The following is a 15,623-nucleotide window of genomic DNA, read 5'->3' as shown; positions in this document are numbered from 1 at the left end:
GGCGCGGACATGATGTAGGTCGGCGACCGCTGCAGCATGGTCACGTGCCCCGCGTTGTCGGCCATGGCCGGCACCAGCGTGACCGCGGTAGCCCCGCTGCCGATCACCACGACACGCTTTCCGGCGTAATCGAGTTCGGCGGGCCAGTGCTGCGGGTGCACGATCTGCCCGCGGAAGTCGCCGATGCCGGCGAACTCGGGGGTGTAGCCCTCGTCGTAGCGGTAGTAGCCGCTGCACAGGTAGAGGAAGTCGCAGGTGATGGTCGAGGTCATTCCGTCGTGCTCGAACCCGACGGTCCAGCGCGCCTCCTCCGACGACCACGAGGCCCCGGTCACCCGGTGCCCGTAGCGAATTCGCCGATCGATCCCCGCGTCGGCGGCCGTCTGGCGAATGTAGCCGAGAATGGCGGGCCCGTCCGCGATGGCCTCCGCCGCCACCCACGGCCGGAACCGGTACCCGAGGGTGTGCATATCCGAGTCCGACCGCACCCCGGGATACCGGAACAGATCCCAGGTCCCGCCCATGGCCTCGCGCGCCTCGAAAATGGCGTAGCTGCGTCCCGGGAACGCGTCCTGCAGATGATGTGCCGCCCCGATGCCCGACAGCCCGGCCCCGACGATCAGCACGTCCACGTGTTCGGTCATTGCTTCGCTCCCTTCGCGGCCCGGGCGCGTACCAGGCCCATCACGACCGACAGCACGTCGAAGTAGTGCGTCGGGGTCACCCGCGCCAGCGTGTCGAACAGGTAGGCGTCGGGCCCGACGAGAACGCGCGCCTTGCCGCGTTCGACTCCGCGGCAGATGATTTCGGCCGCCTGCTCCGGCGTGGTCATGGTCATGGCCTCGAATTCGGCGGCCATCTGCTCGTGGGTGCGGCCCCTGCCCTCGGGATCCTTGCGCACCCGGCCGTTGCGGGCGATATTGGTCCGGATGCCGCCGGGATGCACGGTCACCGCCGAGACGCCCGTGCCCCGAAGTTCCTGCCGCAGTGCGTCGGTGAACCCGCGCACCGCGAATTTCGCTGCGCAGTAAGCACTCTGATACGGCATCCCCACCAGCCCGTACACACTGGAGGTGTTGACGATGGCGCCGCTGCCCTGCTCGACCAGGATCGGCAGGAACGCCCGCGTGCCGTTCACCACCCCGTCGAAGTTGATCTGCCGCAACCATTCGTCGTCCGCGGGCACACTGTCGAGCACCGAGGAGGACACCGCCACCCCGGCATTGTTGAACACCGCCGCCAGGGGCGCGGGCAGCCACTCGCGCACCTCGTCGGCGAAGGCCAGCTGATCGGCCGCGTCGCGCACATCCAGCACGCGGGTCAGCACCGGCCCGCTGAGGGAGGCCGCCGTCTGCTTCAGACCCTCGGCATCGATATCCGCGATGGCCACCGGCGACCCACGGCGAGACAGCAATTGGGCCAGTCCCCGCCCGATTCCGGAGGCCGCGCCGGTGATCATGACCGGGTGGCCGGACAGGGGCCTAGAGGTTCGGGACATCGGAACTCCTGGATTCGGCGGTGCGGACGTGCGAGTCGATGAGGTCGGCGAAGGTGGGCCAGAGTGCGGCGGGCAGATCGTGACCCATGCCGGGGACGGTGTGCAGGCGCGCGCCGCGGATCGCCGCGGCGGTGACCTTGCCGCCCGTCGGGTTCACCATGCGGTCGCGGTCGCCGTGCAGGACGAGGGTCGGCGCGGTGATCGTCCGCACCTCGGCGGTCCGGTCGCCGGACTTCATGATTCCGGCGAGCTGGCGTCCCACTCCCGCCGCCGGGCGCGGATCGCGGTCCCAGGTGGTCCCCGCGGTCGCGCGAATCCTGGCCTCGTCGAACGGATATCCCGCCGAGCCGATGTGCCGGTACATGCCGACCGCACGGTCCAGGTGCTCCTCGCGGGTCCCGGCGGGCTTGCGGAACATGCGTGCCCAGGTGGACAGCGCGGGGCGCCCCACGCGTGCCGCACCGGTGGTCGAGAAGATCGACGTCAGCGAGGACACCCGAGCCGGATAGCGGGCCGCGACGGTCTGCGCGATCATCCCGCCCATCGACATGCCGACCACGTGCGCGGACCGCCAGCCGAGGGTGTCGAGCAACCCGACGGTGTCGGCGGCCATGTCCCCGAGATCGTATTGCTGTGGGTCCCAGCGCTTGCGGGCCATCGCCAGCCCTCCCGGCGGCCGGAACCCGGCGTGCGTGGAGGTCCCCACATCGCGATTGTCGAACCGCACCACGTCGTATCCGCGCACCACCAGCTGCGCGATCAGCCCGTCGTGCCATTCGTGCTTCTGCTGCCCGAGCCCGGCGATCAGCAGCAGCGGCACGCCCGATCCCTCCCGCTCGTAGGTGAGGGTGATCCCCCGCCCGACCTCGGCCACCCGCTCGCTCATGCGGTCACCTCGGCGCCACGCTCCACACTGGTTTCGGCGGCTTCGACCGCCGGCGGCCGTGGTGCCCGCCGATACACGACGGCCCGCCCCTTCTTCGCCGGAACCAGTGCGACCCCGCGGAAGTGCGCGCGCTCATCGGGCGCGTCGGTGGTCTCGAGTGTGAAGTCCCGCAACAGCACCCGCAGCACCACATTCATCTCCATGGTCGCGAAGGCCGCCCCGATGCACCGGCGCGCGCCACCGCCGAACGGAATCCAGCTGAAGGTCCCCGGCCGGGCGCCGACGAACCGATCGGGATCGAAATCCCTTGGGTTGGTGAACAATTCCGGATTGTCGTGCATGAGCCGGATACTCACCAGCACATGCTGCCCGCGCGCCAGCGTCCACCGGCCCAGTTGCAGCGAGTCGGTCCGCACCTTGCGCGCGGTAGCGTCGATGACCGGCCGTACCCGCTGGGTCTCCAGCAGTGTCGCCTCGCGCAGCACAGACCCGCCCGCGTCGTTCTCCTCGACCAGGCGGCGCAGGATGTCCGGATGCCGCCGCAGCCGTTCGACGGTCCAGGCCAGCGAGGTGGCGGTGGTCTCGTGCCCGGCGGTGAGCAGGGTGAGCAGTTCGTCGGCGATCTCGCTGTGCGTCATGGCCGAACCGTCGTCGTAGCGAGCCTGCAGCAGCATGGCCAGCACGTCGTCACGCTCGCTCAGCTCCGGATCTGCGGCCGCGCGCCGGATGAGCCGTCCGACGATCTCGTCGTACTGCGCGCGGTAGGCGGCGAACCGCGCCCACGGCCCGAAGCGCCCGAACAGCCTGCGCGGCACCGGAAGTGCCGCCAGCGCCGACCCGACCAGCACCAGTTTCGGGAGCAGCGCCCGCAGCTGGTCGAATTCCGCGCCTTCCGCGCCGAAGACCGCGCGCAGGATCACGTTCAGGGTGATCCGCATCATCGAGTCCATGGTCGCGAACTCGCGCCCCGACGGCCAGCCGGCCATCTCGCGGACCGCCTCCTCCTCGATGAGCGATTCGTAGACCGCCAGCCGTCGCCCGTGGAACGGCGGGGTGAGCAGCTTGCGTTCCTTGCGGTGTTCCTCCCCGCGCAGCGCGAAAAGCGAACCGGGGCCGAGGAATTGGCCGAGGTTGGCGTCGATGTTGTCCACCAGATCGGTGTGCGTGGTGAACAGCGCCTTGACCTCGGCCGGTTCCGACAGCACGAGTGTGGGCCCGAAGCGGGGCATCGCGACCATGAACGCCGATCCGTAGCGCTGATGCAGGCGACGCCAGGCCCGGGTGCGCCCGGCCAGGATCTCGATGCCCTGCACGAAGGCCGGCGTGGTTGGTCCGTCGGGCAGTGTCACTGTGGTCATGCGCCATCTCCCAGCCTGGTACATCTGCGTACCAACAGCACGGTACGCGCCTGTACCGACTGTGGCAAGGGTCACGTTCCGGACATGAGAGGGCCACGTGGCAGCCCTCAGCAATCCGGTCGGCGCCACGACCTGAACGCTGTCCGGAGCGGTCGACTACAGCGCCGACCGCAACGGGTGAGCGGGATCGAAGATCGAGATCGGCGGGCCCTCCCCCGCCGGATGCACCTGGAGCTTGCCGGTGTCGTCGATGAGGATGCGCCGCCCCGGATATGTCCGCCGAGCGATCTCCACGTCACGCTCATCGAACTGGTCGCAGCCGGTGAAAACCAGTACGCCGTAATGCAATTCGGTGGCGTACACACTGGCCGGCCAACGATGTAGCCAGACGTCGAGATCGAAGAGGGCATCGGGTTTGGGCAGGTCAGTGCCGACCGTCATGCGGGCATAGTAGGCCCGCCCGCCCGAGTTCCGCACGCGCACACCGGCGAGTCGCCGTATGGATCGCGTCAATGTTGCGCCGCCGGTTCGGGTCCGGACTTCGCTATCGTCACTCCCCGGCGGCGACACACGGGAGGTCTGATGACGGAGACCCGTCTCGGACCAGCGCAGTCCGATCCGGCGATCGATCAATGACAGGCGCGGGTCCTCGCCCATTCCGGCCGCGTCCTGCGGTGGCCGCGGATGATCTGCCGCCGCGAGGACATGACCCTCGAGTCACCCATCACCATCTCGGGCACGGCCCCAACCTGGTGCGGGTGCTAGGCCCACTGGACGGGCAGCCGGCGTCGTCTTCCGCCATGGGCAGCGGCAGGTGCTGTCAGCGGGTGCCGATCAGCAGGTGGACGATGGCCTGGACGAAGCCCTCGATGCGCTCGCGGGGATAGGCGTCCGGTTCGCTGACGGCCAGGCGGCCGAGCATTTCGGCAATGGTCAGCAGTGAATTCGTGAGCAGGCCGGAATCGATTCCGGCCCAGCGTGGATCGGCGATCAGACCCATGCGGACCAGCGCCTCGGCCCGGTCGAAGATGCCGGCGCGGGAGCTGCGGATGGCCTCGCGATATTCGTCGGGGGCATTGCCCGGGCCGGCGAGCAGCAGTCGCCAGCGGGTCGGATTGCGCAGGGCCACATCGACGAACGCCTCGACTGTGGCGGAGGCGGCGACGACCGGGTCCGCGCCGAGCAGGTCGGTGGGCAGGGTGTCGGCGACCTGTTCGAGGGCGCGCTCGCGTTCGCGTTCGAGCAGCGCGGCGACCAGCTCCGCGCGGGTCTTGAAGACCGTGTACAGCACCGGCTTGCCGACACCGGCCTCGGCGGCGACAGCCTCCATGCTCAGCTCGTGCAGCTCGGCCTGCTCCAGTACGGCGAAGGCGGCGTCGAGCAGCTGGGCCCGGCGTTCGTCCGGGGGCAGGCGGGGCGCATAGCGCCGCCGCGGCCGGTCTGCCGTCACACGGGGTTCGCTCACTGCCGCTCCACCTTCACCGGCCCATTCTGTCATCCCGGATAGCGAGGTCACGCCCCTGTCCGGGCTAAAGCTACGCGCCCGTTGTATTCAGCGCCCAAAATTGCTACGGTGGCGTTGTATTCCATGGATCGAGCCTGCAGAGGAGCCCCAGTGACCTTCGATCCGACCACTCTCCGCCGCGATGACTACGGCTTCTTCGGCCCGGATTCGCCGAGCTGGAAGGTGTGGACCGCACCCACCGCGGTGATCGGCTTCCAGCGCGCGGTGACCCTCGAGCACTTCGATCCGTTCCTGACAGCGGCCGTGGCCGACACCGGCAAGATCTACTCGGAGCCGCGCCACCGCCTCGACGCCACCTTCGCGTACTTCCTGATCGTGGCCATCGGCGATTCCCGCACGGCCATCCAGGCCTCCGAGCACCTGATGACGGTGCATGCCGAGAACACGGGCATCGAGCCGATCAGCGGGCAGCGCTACAGCGCCAATTCCCCCGAAACCCAGTTGTGGATCCACATCACCGGCTGGCACTCGGTACTCAAGGCCTATGAAATGTTCGGGCCCGGACTGACTCCCGAGGAGGAGGCCCGCTACTGGCAGGAGTGCCGGATCGCGGCCGAGCTGCAGACCTGCAAGCCCGAGGAGGTGCCGGTCACGCGCGCGGGTGTGCAGGAGTACTACGCGAATGTCCGTGCGCGCCTGTGCACTTCGGAACGCGCCCAGGACGGCATGCGGCAGCTGCTGTTCACCTCGCCGCGCCACGGCGCGGGCTGGACGTACGCAATCGGTGCACGCCTGCTGTCGTTCGCCTCGATCGCGACGCTGCCCGAGTGGATGCGCAAGCTCGGCCAGTTCGACCGCCCGGGCATTGTCGACCTGCTGGTGAGACCCGCAGCGCGCGTCCTGGTCTGGCTGTTCTCGCTCTTCGACAAGGCGGGTCTGATCATGGCCGCCCCGATCATCGCGCCGATGGCGGGGCAGATCCTCGAACAGCACCTGAAAGCGGAGCCCCCGGCCCGGCTCGAAACGGTCACACCGGCCGCCGCCCGCGAGCTCTACGGCCGTCGCGGGCACCGAACCGTCTCTGCCGCAAGCTGATTCGACGCGACCTCATCGGCAGGTGAGGTCCTGATCCGGACGCGTGCCGTCGCGCAGGAAACGCTCGACGGCATCGTTCGCGCAGGCGACCGGCGAGGGATACACGCCGTGCCCGCCGCCGTCGACCGCCACCATCCGGGCGCGGTCACCGAACGCCTGCCGCAAGTGCAACGCGCCGCTGTACGGGGTCGCCGGATCCCGGAGATTCTGCAGCAGCAGCACATTCGACGGTCCGGACGCGGTCACGACCGTGCGCGGCGCGACCGGATACGGCCAGAAGGCGCACGGGGAGAAGCCGCGCGGCATGCCCGCGGTGAGCGGGTATCGGGCTCGGTCCGCGGCGACGGCGGTCGCGTAGTCGTCCGCCGACGTCGGCCAGGCCACGTCATTGCACAGGGTCGCCACCATGACCGCGGTCGACGCCTGGGCCGCCGGCTCCGGCGGGGAGAGCCGCGCGGCAGGCAGCGCGTCCGACCGCAGCGCGGCATTGATCACCTGGGCGACATAGGGAAACCGCTGATCCTTGTACAGCCCGTCGAGCAGGATCTGCCGTAATCCGTTGCCGCTCAATGCCGAGGTCTCGGCACCCGGCCACGGCAACGGTGCGCGATCCAATCGTGCCGCCAGCGTGAGGAACGCGTCCCGCACCGCCTCGGGCGTCTCCGCCACCCGATCCGGATTCCCCTCGGCCGCCGCCCACCGCGCGAAGTCCGGAAACCGATCCTCCGCCCCCACGGCGGAATTCCCCAGCCAGGTCCGCTCGACCCGCTCGGGATCCGGATCATCGTTGCTGTCCAGCAGGATCCGATCCGTGTGCTCCCCGAACAGCGTGGCGTACACCGACAGCACGTACGTCCCATACGACGTTCCCCACGCCGCGATCCGCTGTTCCCCCAGCGCTTCCCGGATCCGGTCGATGTCCCGCGCCGCGGTCCGGGTCCCGATCGACCGCACCAGCGCACCCCCATCCCGCACGCACGCCTCGGCCACCCGCCGCTCCATCGCCACATTCTCCGCGATCCCCCCGTCCGCGTCCGGCCACGGCCGCAGCCGCTCCGGCGCCAGATCCTGCTGCGCGATATGGCAATTCGCCGCGGTGCTCGCTCCGATCCCGCGTGGATCGAACCCGATCAGGTCATACTCGTCCCGCACCGACTCCGGCAGCGTCTGTCCTGCGGTGGACGGCAGATTCAGACCGCTGCCACCCGGCCCGCCCGGCACGAGCAGCAACACCCCACGCCGATGTTCCGGATGCGCACTCCGAATCCGGGACACCGCAAGGGAAACCCGCTCCCCCTCCGGATGCTCGTAGTCGAGCGGCACGGACACCGTCGCGCACTCCTGCCGCGAATCGACCCCCACCCCCTGACACGCGGCCCACTCGATGCCCGAGCTCGAATCCGACCGGCAGCCGACGAGCACAGACGACACCACCACTGCGAGCCCCACCGCCGCTCCAACGCGAATTGTTGTCTTCACACCGCCGAACGTAGAAGCCCCGAACACCGACCCGCGTCACCCCACGGTGCCACCCGCCGCTCCCCCTACGGGACTATCGGACAGCCGGCGGTGACGGTCCTGGGCGAAACGCCAGTGTTGCGTGATTGAACGTAATCGACCGGATTCGATAGGCTCGGGGTTTGGCGTGCGGGCCGATCGAGCCGAGGGTGATGCGATGAGGCAAGCGTTCGATGCTTGGAAGCGGGCGGTGACCCGGGGGGCCAGTACCCGGGCCATTGCGGAGAAGCTGGACAGCAATGGGCCCAGGATCAAGCGGCATTTGGAGGAGTCGGATCCGCCGGTGGCGGACACGGTGATCGAGCTGGCGCGGGCCTACGGGGTGAATCCGGTGGAGGGGTTGATCGCGGCCGGGCTGATCACGCGCAGCGATGTCGATCATGCTGCAACGAAGGACGCGCTTGCCGAGGTGCCCATGTTGCAGTTGCTGGAGGAGGCCGTGGAGCGGGAGCGGCGGGCCGTGCGGCAGCGGGCGCCCGAGGGTGAGCACGCGGCGAAGGACGAGGAGCGCCGGAGCCGGCGGTTCCGGCGCAAGGTCGGCGAGGGGACTGCGGAGTAGGCGTTCCTATGGCGCGACCGCGAGAAAGCCGAACGCCGCGAAGAGCGAGAGGTGCACCGTGCCCTGCAGCAGGGTGGCGCGGCCGGGCACCACGGTGAGCATGCCGACGACCACTGTTATTGCCAGCAGCACCATTTCGGTCGCGCCCAGGCCGAGCAGCAGCGGGGTGTCCAGCCAGATCGAGGCGACCGCGATGGCCGGAATCGTGAGGCCGATACTGGCCATGGCCGAGCCCAGCGCCAGGTTCAGCCCGACTTGGACCCGCCCGCCCCGCGCGGCACGCACGGCGGCCAGCGCCTCGGGCAGCAGGACCAGCATCGCGATCACCACGCCGACCGCCGAACGCGGCAGACCCGCTGCGTCGACACCGGATTCGATGGCCGGGGACACCGCCTTCGCCAGACCGACCACCCCGACCAGAGCGGCGATCAGCAGCCCGCCGCTGATCCACGCGCGGCGCGCACTCGGCCGCTCCGCGTGCTCGTCCTCGTCATCGGTCCCGGGCTCCACCGGGAGGAAATCCTCTTTGTGCCGCACGGTCTGCATGGCGATGAAGCAGCCGTAGAGCACCAGTGAGGCGACGGCCGCGAAGGCCAGCTGGGCGGGCGAGAAGTGCGGTCCGGGTTCGCTGGTCGTGAACGTCGGCAGCACCAGGCTCAGCGTGGCCAGGGTCGCGACCGTGGCCAGCGCCGCACCCGTGCCCTCCGCATTGAAGACCGCGACCCGCCGCCGCAACGCCCCCACCAGCAACGCCATTCCGAAGATGCCATTGCAGGTGATCATGACCGCTGCGAACACGGTGTCACGGGCCAGCGGCGCGGCCTTGTCCCCGGCCGAAACCATCAGCGTCAGAATGAGTCCGACCTCGATGACGGTCACCGCGATGGCCAGCACCAGCGCGCCGAACGGCTCGCCGACGCGATGCGCGACGACCTCGGCGTGATGCACCGCGGCCAGTACCGCCGCCAGCAGGAGAGCGAATACCGGGATGTCGGCCAGCAGCGACAATTCCCGGCCCCACACCGCGGCGAGCATCACCACCGCGAGCAGGGGAACGACTACGGTCCAGCGAATCTTGTCCAGCAGCAAAGGTTCCTCAGTGGTCACGGGATTCGACGAGCGCGGAAATCCCTCGGACGCAGCCGAATCGATCGGGCACGCGCCGGTCGACCGGCGCGTGCCCGATGTTCGACCTACGTCAAACCATAGAGGTAGGATGCAACGTTCCACAATCACGATGAACCATTGTCGTTCCATAGACCGTGATCAGCTCACTCATATCGCCAGCTCAGACTGCACATCCGACAAATATGTGATCGCACCCACATGGAACGACATCGGCATACGAGACGACCCCTCGACAACTCCCCCGATCACACCAGGGGCGTGAAGTCCCGGCTCGCGAGGTACTCCGGCCGCGGATGCGGCGCGGCATAGGGATCGAGCAGCGTGTTCTCGACACTGTTGAACACCAGGAACAGATTCGAGCGCGGGAACGGCGTGATATTGCCCGCCGACCCGTGCATGAGATTCGAGTCGAACAGCAACGCCGAACCCGCCCGCCCGGTGAACTGCGTAATGCCGTGCTTCCCGGCCAGATCCGTGATGGCCGCCTGCGACGGGACGCCGATCTCCTGACCGCGCAGGGAAACCCGGTGATGATCGGCCGGCGTCTCGCCCTGACAGGGGACGAAGGTGCGATGCGAGCCGGGCATGACCATGAGGCTGCCGTTGAACGGGTAGTTGTCGGACAGCGCGATCGACAGGCTCACCGCCCGCGGCGTCGGCATGCCGTCCTCGGCGTGCCAGGTCTCGAAGTCGGAGTGCCAGTAAAATCCGGTGCCGGTGAACCCGGGCATGTAGTTCACCCGGGTCTGATGCAGATAGACCTCGGAGCCGAGAATCTCGCGCGCCAGACCGGCAATCCGCCACTCGCGCACCAGATCCGCGATCATGGCGCTGAGCCGGTGCACCTCGAACAGGGAGCGCACCCGGTGCGACTCGCGCTCGATGATCACGCGCTCGTCCAGCACGAGGTCGGGATCGCCGGTCAGCCGCTGGATTTCGGCCGCCACCTCACCGACCTCGTACGGATCGAGCAGGCTGTCGACCACGGCGTAGCCGTTGTCGTCGAAATCGGCGAGGGCATGGCTGCCGATCTCACCCCACACCGTCGGGTCGTCACGCTCGATCGGCGGGGTGCCCACCACCGTGCGGGTTCGATAGCGGTCGATTCTTCCGTTGCCGGACACAGTCATTCGAAGCTCCTAGTCGACGGCGACGAGCGGGTACACACCGTGCTCGTCGTGCACCTCCTGCCCGGTCACCGGCGGATTGAAGACGCAGAGCATGCGCATCCGGGTGCGGGCGAAGAGGCGGTGCCGTTCATGGCCGTTCAGCAGGTACATCGAGCCGGGGCCCAGCTCGTAGGTGGTGCCGTGGTCGAGATCGACCAGGGTGCCCTCGCCCTCGACCAGCCAGACGGCCTCGATGTGGTGCTGGTAATGGAATTCGTGGACGGTCTCGGCGTCGATGGTGGTCTCGTGGAACGAGAACCCGACCCGGTCGCCGCCGAGCACGATGCGCTTGCTGCGCCAGCCCGGGCCCGCGACATCCCGCTCGGTGCCGGTGATCTCGGCGGTGGTGCGCACGATCATGTCAGCGCCCCCGCCCGCCGCTGACGGCATCCAGTGAGGCGGCCAGCAGCTCCAGACCGTGATCGAGCTCGTAGTCGGTAATGGTCAGCGGCGGAAGCAGTTTCACCACCTCGTCCTCGGGACCGGAGGTCTCCACCAGCAGCCCGCGCTGGAAGGCGGCGGCACACACCTTCTCCGCCTGCGAGGCGTCGTCGAAGACCAGGCCGTGCACCAGACCACGCCCGCGCGCGCCGACACCGTCGAAGGCCGCGGACATGCCCGTGAGGGCACGGTCGATGCGCTCACCCTTGGCCTGCGTGGCGGCCTCCAGGGCGTCGTCGGCCCAGTAATGCTCCAGCGCCGCACGGGCGGTGACGAAGGCCGGGTTGTTGCCGCGGAAGGTGCCGTTGTGCTCGCCCGGCTTCCACAGGTCCAGTTCCGGCTTGAACAGCACCAGCGCCATCGGCAGGCCGTAGCCGCCGATCGACTTGGACAGCGTGACGATATCGGGTGTGATGCCGGCCATTTCGAAGGAGAAGAACGGTCCGGTGCGGCCGCAGCCCATCTGCACGTCGTCGACGATCAGCAGAATCTCACGGGCGGAACACAATCCGGCCAGTTTGCGCAGCCACTGCACGCTCGCGAGATTGACTCCGCCCTCGCCCTGGACGGTTTCGACGATCACGGCGGCCGGGCTGTCCAGGCCGGAGGAGGCGTCGTCGAGGACGCGCTCCATCCATTCGAACGAATCGTCGTCCGCGCCGGACAGATACCCGTCGAAGGGCATCGAGGTGGCGTGCTGCAGCGGCACACCCGCACCCGCGCGCTTGGCGGCATTGCCGGTGACCGAGAGGGCGCCCAGCGTCATACCGTGAAAAGCGTTGGTGAAGTTGAGGATCTCGGTGCGGCCGGTCACCTTGCGGGCCAGCTTGAGCGCGGCCTCCACCGCGTTCGCGCCGGTGGGTCCCGGGAACTGCACCTTGTAGTCCAGGCCGCGCGGCTGCAGGATCCGGTCGCGCAGCGACTGCAGCAGATCACGCTTGGCGACGGTGGACATGTCGAGCCCGTGGGTGAGGCCGTCGCCCGCGATGTACTCGAGCAGCGACTGCTTCAGCACGGGGTTGTTGTGGCCGTAGTTGAGCGCGCCCGCGCCGGCGAAGAAATCCAGGTACTCCCGGCCGGACTCGTCGCGGAGCCAGGCGCCGGACGCGGTGTCGAAAACCGTCGGCCAGGAACGGCAGTAGCCGCGCACATTCGACTCGAGATCCGCGAAAACCGTCATATCGGGGCTAGTCATCGCCATTCCTCCTGAGTGGTGACCGGTGCGATGCGGTAGAGGTCCTCGGGCTGATGCCCGCCGGGAAACTGATCCGCCGTGAACAATGTGGTGCGGGTCAGGGCCGCGCCACGACGGCGGGCCAGCGAGGCGAACATGGCGACCGAGGCCGGATTGTCGGGGGCAATGGTGGTCTCGAGCTGCGTGACGCCGCGCGCCGCGGCACTTTCCAGCAGCGCGTCGAGCATGTCGACGCCCAGGCCGTGCCCACGATGGGGCTGATCGACCGCCACCTGCCAGACGAACAGGATGTGCGGCCACGCGGGCCTGGTGTAGCCGATGACGAATCCGGCTATCTCGCCGTCTATTTCAGCGACGATCGAGGTATCCGCGAAATCGCGGCACCACAGCAGATAGGCATAGCTGGAGTTGGTGTCGAGGACCCGGGAGTCCTCCGCAATGCGCCACATTCGTGCGCCGTCGGCGAGCACGGGCTCCCGGATCTGGATGGTTTGCTGGGATATCGCGTCAAATTTGCTGATTTGGATCTGCATGACCACTTCAGCCTGACGGTGAAGTTTTGAGGTCTTCCATGCGAACTCATTGCGATCTCATGACGATCCCATGACTCCGCGGGCCTCGCACACCCGCGAATACGCCTATCGCGGCATATCGAGGCGATATCCGAGGCCACGCACGGTCACCACGATGCGCGGCTCCGACGGGTCCGTCTCGATCTTCGTGCGCAGCCGGCGGACATGGACGTCGACCAGCCGTTCGTCACCGAAGAAGCCTTCGTCCCAAGCTCGTTCGAGCAGCAGGGTGCGGCTGAGCACCCGGCCGGGATTCGCCGCGAGTTCACACAGCAGGCGAAACTCGGTGATGGTCAACGGAATCTGCTCCTCGCCTCGGCTCACCACGCCACCATCGGGCGAAAGCACCAGCGGCGCAGCATCATCGGCGTCCAGGACGATCTCCACCGGCGGCTCGGCCGCCGGATCCTCCGGCAGCCCGCCCAGGTGCGGCCGCCGCCGCAGCGCCCGCATGCGCGCGCTGATCTCCTTGAGCTCGAACGGCTTGGTCACGAAGTCATCGGCGCCCGCCTCCAGCGCCGCGACCACATCATGGGTGTCCGCGCTCGCGCTGACCACCATGATCGGCACCTCGTGCGCGCGCCGCACCTCACGAATACAGGTGAAGGCATCCATCCCGCCCACCAGCAGGTCCACGATCATCACATCCGGCGCGCCGTGATTGCGCAGCCGTTCCAGGGCCACCTCGGTCGCGCCTGCCTCGGCGACCTCGTAGCCCTCCCCTTCCATCGCCACCCGCAGGGTGCTGCGGACCCGGTAGTCGTCCCCCACGATCATCAGGCTCGCGCCCATCATCCATATCCTTTCGTCCGAAGGACGCCACGAACACGTCCAGCGGACAATCACCGAGCTGCGGTGATCGCGTTCGACTAGGTCGAATACCCGAACCTTAGTTGAACGAAACATCCGGCCATCCCAGGTATGCGAGCCGATAGCTGATGCGCATCACTCCGATTGCTACCGGTCAGGCGGGGGAAATACCGAATGGCACCGCCATGATTCCGCATTTGCGCACGTCAAAGCCACTTCGGTCGCATTTGCGACATTGTGAGAACCTGCACAGAGGTTTCGGGGATTCAGGGGTTCGCCGCGCGATCCCGGACCTCTATGTCGATGACCGGGCCCTGGGCGGGGTCCAGCCAGCGCATCACGCGGTCCAGATCCGCGCCTGGAAGCGCTACGCAGCCCGCGGTCGGGGTGCCGTCTCCGACATGGAGGAAGTACGCCGAACCCGCGCCGGGGACGACCGGGGAGCGGTTGTAGTCGATGACGACGGCGTGATCGTAGGCGGGACCGGCCGTACCCAGGTCCTCACCCGCGGATTCATCGAACGGGCAGGTGCCGGGAGCGCAGGTGTAGTGGGTGTTGTAGAAGGGCGACTTGGTGTCGGAGACCCACCAATCCGATGGTGTCACTCGGCGGTACGGGAGTCTGGTGCCGTTGTTGGCAGAGATGCCGAAAGCCTCTGTCAGCGTCCAGATTCCGGCCGGGGAGCGGGTTGCCGATTCGCTGGTGGGGCCGACGCCTTGCGCGCCCACGTCGGCGTGCAAGGGGCCGATCGCTCGAACCCATTGTGTGCCATCGCGATCCCAGGCGATGAGGGTGGCTGTGGTGGCGGTGGGGGAATCGGCGGTAACGGTGATGAGCTGATCGGCCGGACCGGTGTACGTAGGCTGTTCCACCGGAGGCTCGGAGTGCTTCTGAGCGCAGCCTGCCGCAGCCAGGGCTATGACGGCCAGGGCTGCGATCGCTGGGCGGGGACGGGTTCGACGCATTGTGGTTGCCAGTTTGCCTGAGGTGGCGTGCTCGGGTCACATGAAACCCGGGGTGGAATTCGGGTCGCTCGGCCTGTCGGCAGGGGTTAGGCGAGGGAGTGTTCTTCGATGGGGGTCGAGAGGGAGGTGCCGTTCAGGTCCAGGTAGAGGTGGCGGTCCGTGACCGAGAGCGTGAGGGTGTTGCGGCGGTCGAGGAGGGCGGTGGCGGCGTCGATGAAGGATCGGTCGAAGGCATAGAGGGGGATCTGGTCGGCCTGGTGGATGCGTTTGCCGGCGAGTTGGGCGAGGACTTTTGCGGGGTCCCGGTGGGTGTAGATGGCTACACGGTCGGCCAGTTTGCTGGCGCGGTGGATGCGGTCGGCGTCCGGAGCGCCCACGTCGATCCAGGTGGTGAGGCGACCGGTGAGATCGCGGATGAGGACCGGCGGCTCATCGGTGGAAGAGACCCCACCATCACTGAATGCGATTCCCTCTTCATACTCCAAGCAGTAGGCCAGGATCCGAGTCAACATGTACTCACCGGTCTCGGAAGGATGCCGCGCAACCCGCAACTCCAACTCCTCGTAGACCCCCCGATCCACATCAGCCAAGTGCACATTCACGTTGTAGAGAGTCGCGTTCAGGGCCATAGTCCCTGCAGCCTAAAGCCCACCCCACCCGCGCCGACAACCGGTTCAGACTCCACCCCCGCCAAACCAACAGCGCGGACCCCACCCACAGCACACGAGCAGCCGGGTGTCATGCAACCCGGGGACCCCACCTCGAGCAACTGGAAACGATGGAGCTGGCGACCAACTCCCAACGTGATGTCTCTGATTGACCCGAGCAGTGCCCGAAGGATCAATCCTGCTGGGCGCGATCCACCCACACCGCCCGCGATAGGGCGAATCCTTGCAACCGCTGCATCAACTCCATGTCATCGTCATCGTCATCGGAGAATTCATATCCCCGTGCAGCAGCGAAC

The 15,623-nt window shown here is 67.9% G+C and carries 17 protein-coding genes; 2 read left to right on the top strand and 15 right to left on the bottom strand.

Annotated elements, in window-relative coordinates:
* From ACFXN1_RS21645 to ACFXN1_RS21620, 6 genes are all read right to left on the bottom strand, one after another.
* Positions 1-644: flavin-containing monooxygenase (locus tag ACFXN1_RS21645; protein ID WP_379463657.1), on the bottom strand; the 644-nt coding region annotated here is incomplete at its 3' end.
* Positions 641-1,498: an SDR family NAD(P)-dependent oxidoreductase gene (locus ACFXN1_RS21640; RefSeq protein WP_379440211.1), complete on the bottom strand. Its 858-nt coding sequence runs from the start codon at positions 1,496-1,498 to the stop codon at positions 641-643. The genes ACFXN1_RS21640 and ACFXN1_RS21645, both read right to left, overlap by 4 nt.
* Positions 1,482-2,384 (bottom strand): alpha/beta fold hydrolase, encoded by a 903-nt coding sequence (locus ACFXN1_RS21635; RefSeq protein ID WP_379440212.1) that lies wholly within the window; start codon positions 2,382-2,384, stop codon positions 1,482-1,484. The genes ACFXN1_RS21640 and ACFXN1_RS21635 overlap by 17 nt, the downstream gene beginning before the upstream one ends.
* Positions 2,381-3,742 carry a cytochrome P450 gene (locus ACFXN1_RS21630; RefSeq protein WP_379440214.1) on the bottom strand — a complete coding sequence of 454 codons (1,362 nt, stop codon included), beginning with the start codon at positions 3,740-3,742 and terminating at the stop codon, positions 2,381-2,383. The genes ACFXN1_RS21635 and ACFXN1_RS21630 overlap by 4 nt, the downstream gene beginning before the upstream one ends.
* Positions 3,743-3,898: 156 nt before the next feature.
* Positions 3,899-4,183 carry a hypothetical protein gene (locus tag ACFXN1_RS21625; RefSeq protein ID WP_354844716.1) on the bottom strand — a complete coding sequence of 95 codons (285 nt, stop codon included), beginning with the start codon at positions 4,181-4,183 and terminating at the stop codon, positions 3,899-3,901.
* A 379-nt stretch (positions 4,184-4,562) separates the two neighbouring features.
* Complete coding sequence (locus tag ACFXN1_RS21620; RefSeq protein ID WP_379463656.1) at positions 4,563-5,207, bottom strand: TetR/AcrR family transcriptional regulator; 645 nt, start codon at positions 5,205-5,207, stop codon at positions 4,563-4,565.
* Positions 5,208-5,357: 150 nt separating this feature from the next.
* Between ACFXN1_RS21620 and ACFXN1_RS21615 the strand changes: the two genes are divergently transcribed.
* The gene (locus ACFXN1_RS21615; RefSeq protein ID WP_379440217.1) at positions 5,358-6,302 is read left to right on the top strand and encodes an oxygenase MpaB family protein; all 945 of its coding nucleotides are present in this window, start codon (positions 5,358-5,360) and stop codon (positions 6,300-6,302) included.
* Between the two features lie 12 nt (positions 6,303-6,314).
* Here ACFXN1_RS21615 and ACFXN1_RS21610 read toward each other — a convergent pair whose 3' ends face one another.
* Positions 6,315-7,781, bottom strand: coding sequence for an alpha/beta hydrolase (locus ACFXN1_RS21610; RefSeq protein ID WP_379440219.1), 1,467 nt, complete (start codon positions 7,779-7,781; stop codon positions 6,315-6,317).
* Positions 7,782-7,977: 196 nt separating this feature from the next.
* Between ACFXN1_RS21610 and ACFXN1_RS21605 the strand changes: the two genes are divergently transcribed.
* Positions 7,978-8,379, top strand: a complete 402-nt coding sequence (locus ACFXN1_RS21605; protein ID WP_379440221.1) for a hypothetical protein — start codon at positions 7,978-7,980, stop codon at positions 8,377-8,379.
* A gap of 6 nt (positions 8,380-8,385) precedes the next feature.
* Here the strand turns inward: ACFXN1_RS21605 and ACFXN1_RS21600 are convergent, their stop codons facing one another.
* The 8 genes from ACFXN1_RS21600 to ACFXN1_RS21565 all read right to left on the bottom strand — a co-directional run bounded on the left by ACFXN1_RS21600 (position 8,386) and on the right by ACFXN1_RS21565 (position 15,288).
* The gene (locus tag ACFXN1_RS21600) at positions 8,386-9,465 is read right to left on the bottom strand and encodes a calcium:proton antiporter (RefSeq protein ID WP_379389058.1); all 1,080 of its coding nucleotides are present in this window, start codon (positions 9,463-9,465) and stop codon (positions 8,386-8,388) included.
* 287 nt (positions 9,466-9,752) lie between these two features.
* The gene (gene thpD, locus ACFXN1_RS21595) at positions 9,753-10,637 is read right to left on the bottom strand and encodes an ectoine hydroxylase (protein ID WP_379440222.1); all 885 of its coding nucleotides are present in this window, start codon (positions 10,635-10,637) and stop codon (positions 9,753-9,755) included.
* Between the two features lie 9 nt (positions 10,638-10,646).
* Positions 10,647-11,036, bottom strand: a complete 390-nt coding sequence (locus tag ACFXN1_RS21590; RefSeq protein WP_379440224.1) for an ectoine synthase — start codon at positions 11,034-11,036, stop codon at positions 10,647-10,649.
* Position 11,037: 1 nt separating this feature from the next.
* The gene (gene ectB / locus ACFXN1_RS21585; RefSeq protein ID WP_379440226.1) at positions 11,038-12,312 is read right to left on the bottom strand and encodes a diaminobutyrate--2-oxoglutarate transaminase; all 1,275 of its coding nucleotides are present in this window, start codon (positions 12,310-12,312) and stop codon (positions 11,038-11,040) included.
* Positions 12,309-12,845 (bottom strand): diaminobutyrate acetyltransferase, encoded by a 537-nt coding sequence (gene ectA / locus ACFXN1_RS21580; protein WP_379440228.1) that lies wholly within the window; start codon positions 12,843-12,845, stop codon positions 12,309-12,311. Before ectA ends, ectB begins: the two co-directional genes overlap by 4 nt.
* A gap of 105 nt (positions 12,846-12,950) precedes the next feature.
* Positions 12,951-13,676, bottom strand: a complete 726-nt coding sequence (locus ACFXN1_RS21575) for a response regulator transcription factor (protein WP_379440229.1) — start codon at positions 13,674-13,676, stop codon at positions 12,951-12,953.
* A gap of 284 nt (positions 13,677-13,960) precedes the next feature.
* Positions 13,961-14,566, bottom strand: a complete 606-nt coding sequence (locus tag ACFXN1_RS21570) for a L,D-transpeptidase (protein WP_379440231.1) — start codon at positions 14,564-14,566, stop codon at positions 13,961-13,963.
* A gap of 179 nt (positions 14,567-14,745) precedes the next feature.
* Complete coding sequence (locus ACFXN1_RS21565) at positions 14,746-15,288, bottom strand: YaeQ family protein (RefSeq protein ID WP_379399200.1); 543 nt, start codon at positions 15,286-15,288, stop codon at positions 14,746-14,748.
* Positions 15,289-15,623 lie beyond the last annotated feature (335 nt).

This window comes from Nocardia sp. NPDC059154 (assembly GCF_042755705.1).
Lineage (GTDB): Bacteria > Actinomycetota > Actinomycetes > Mycobacteriales > Mycobacteriaceae > Nocardia.
This window is presented reverse-complemented; position numbering and strand designations above follow the sequence as displayed.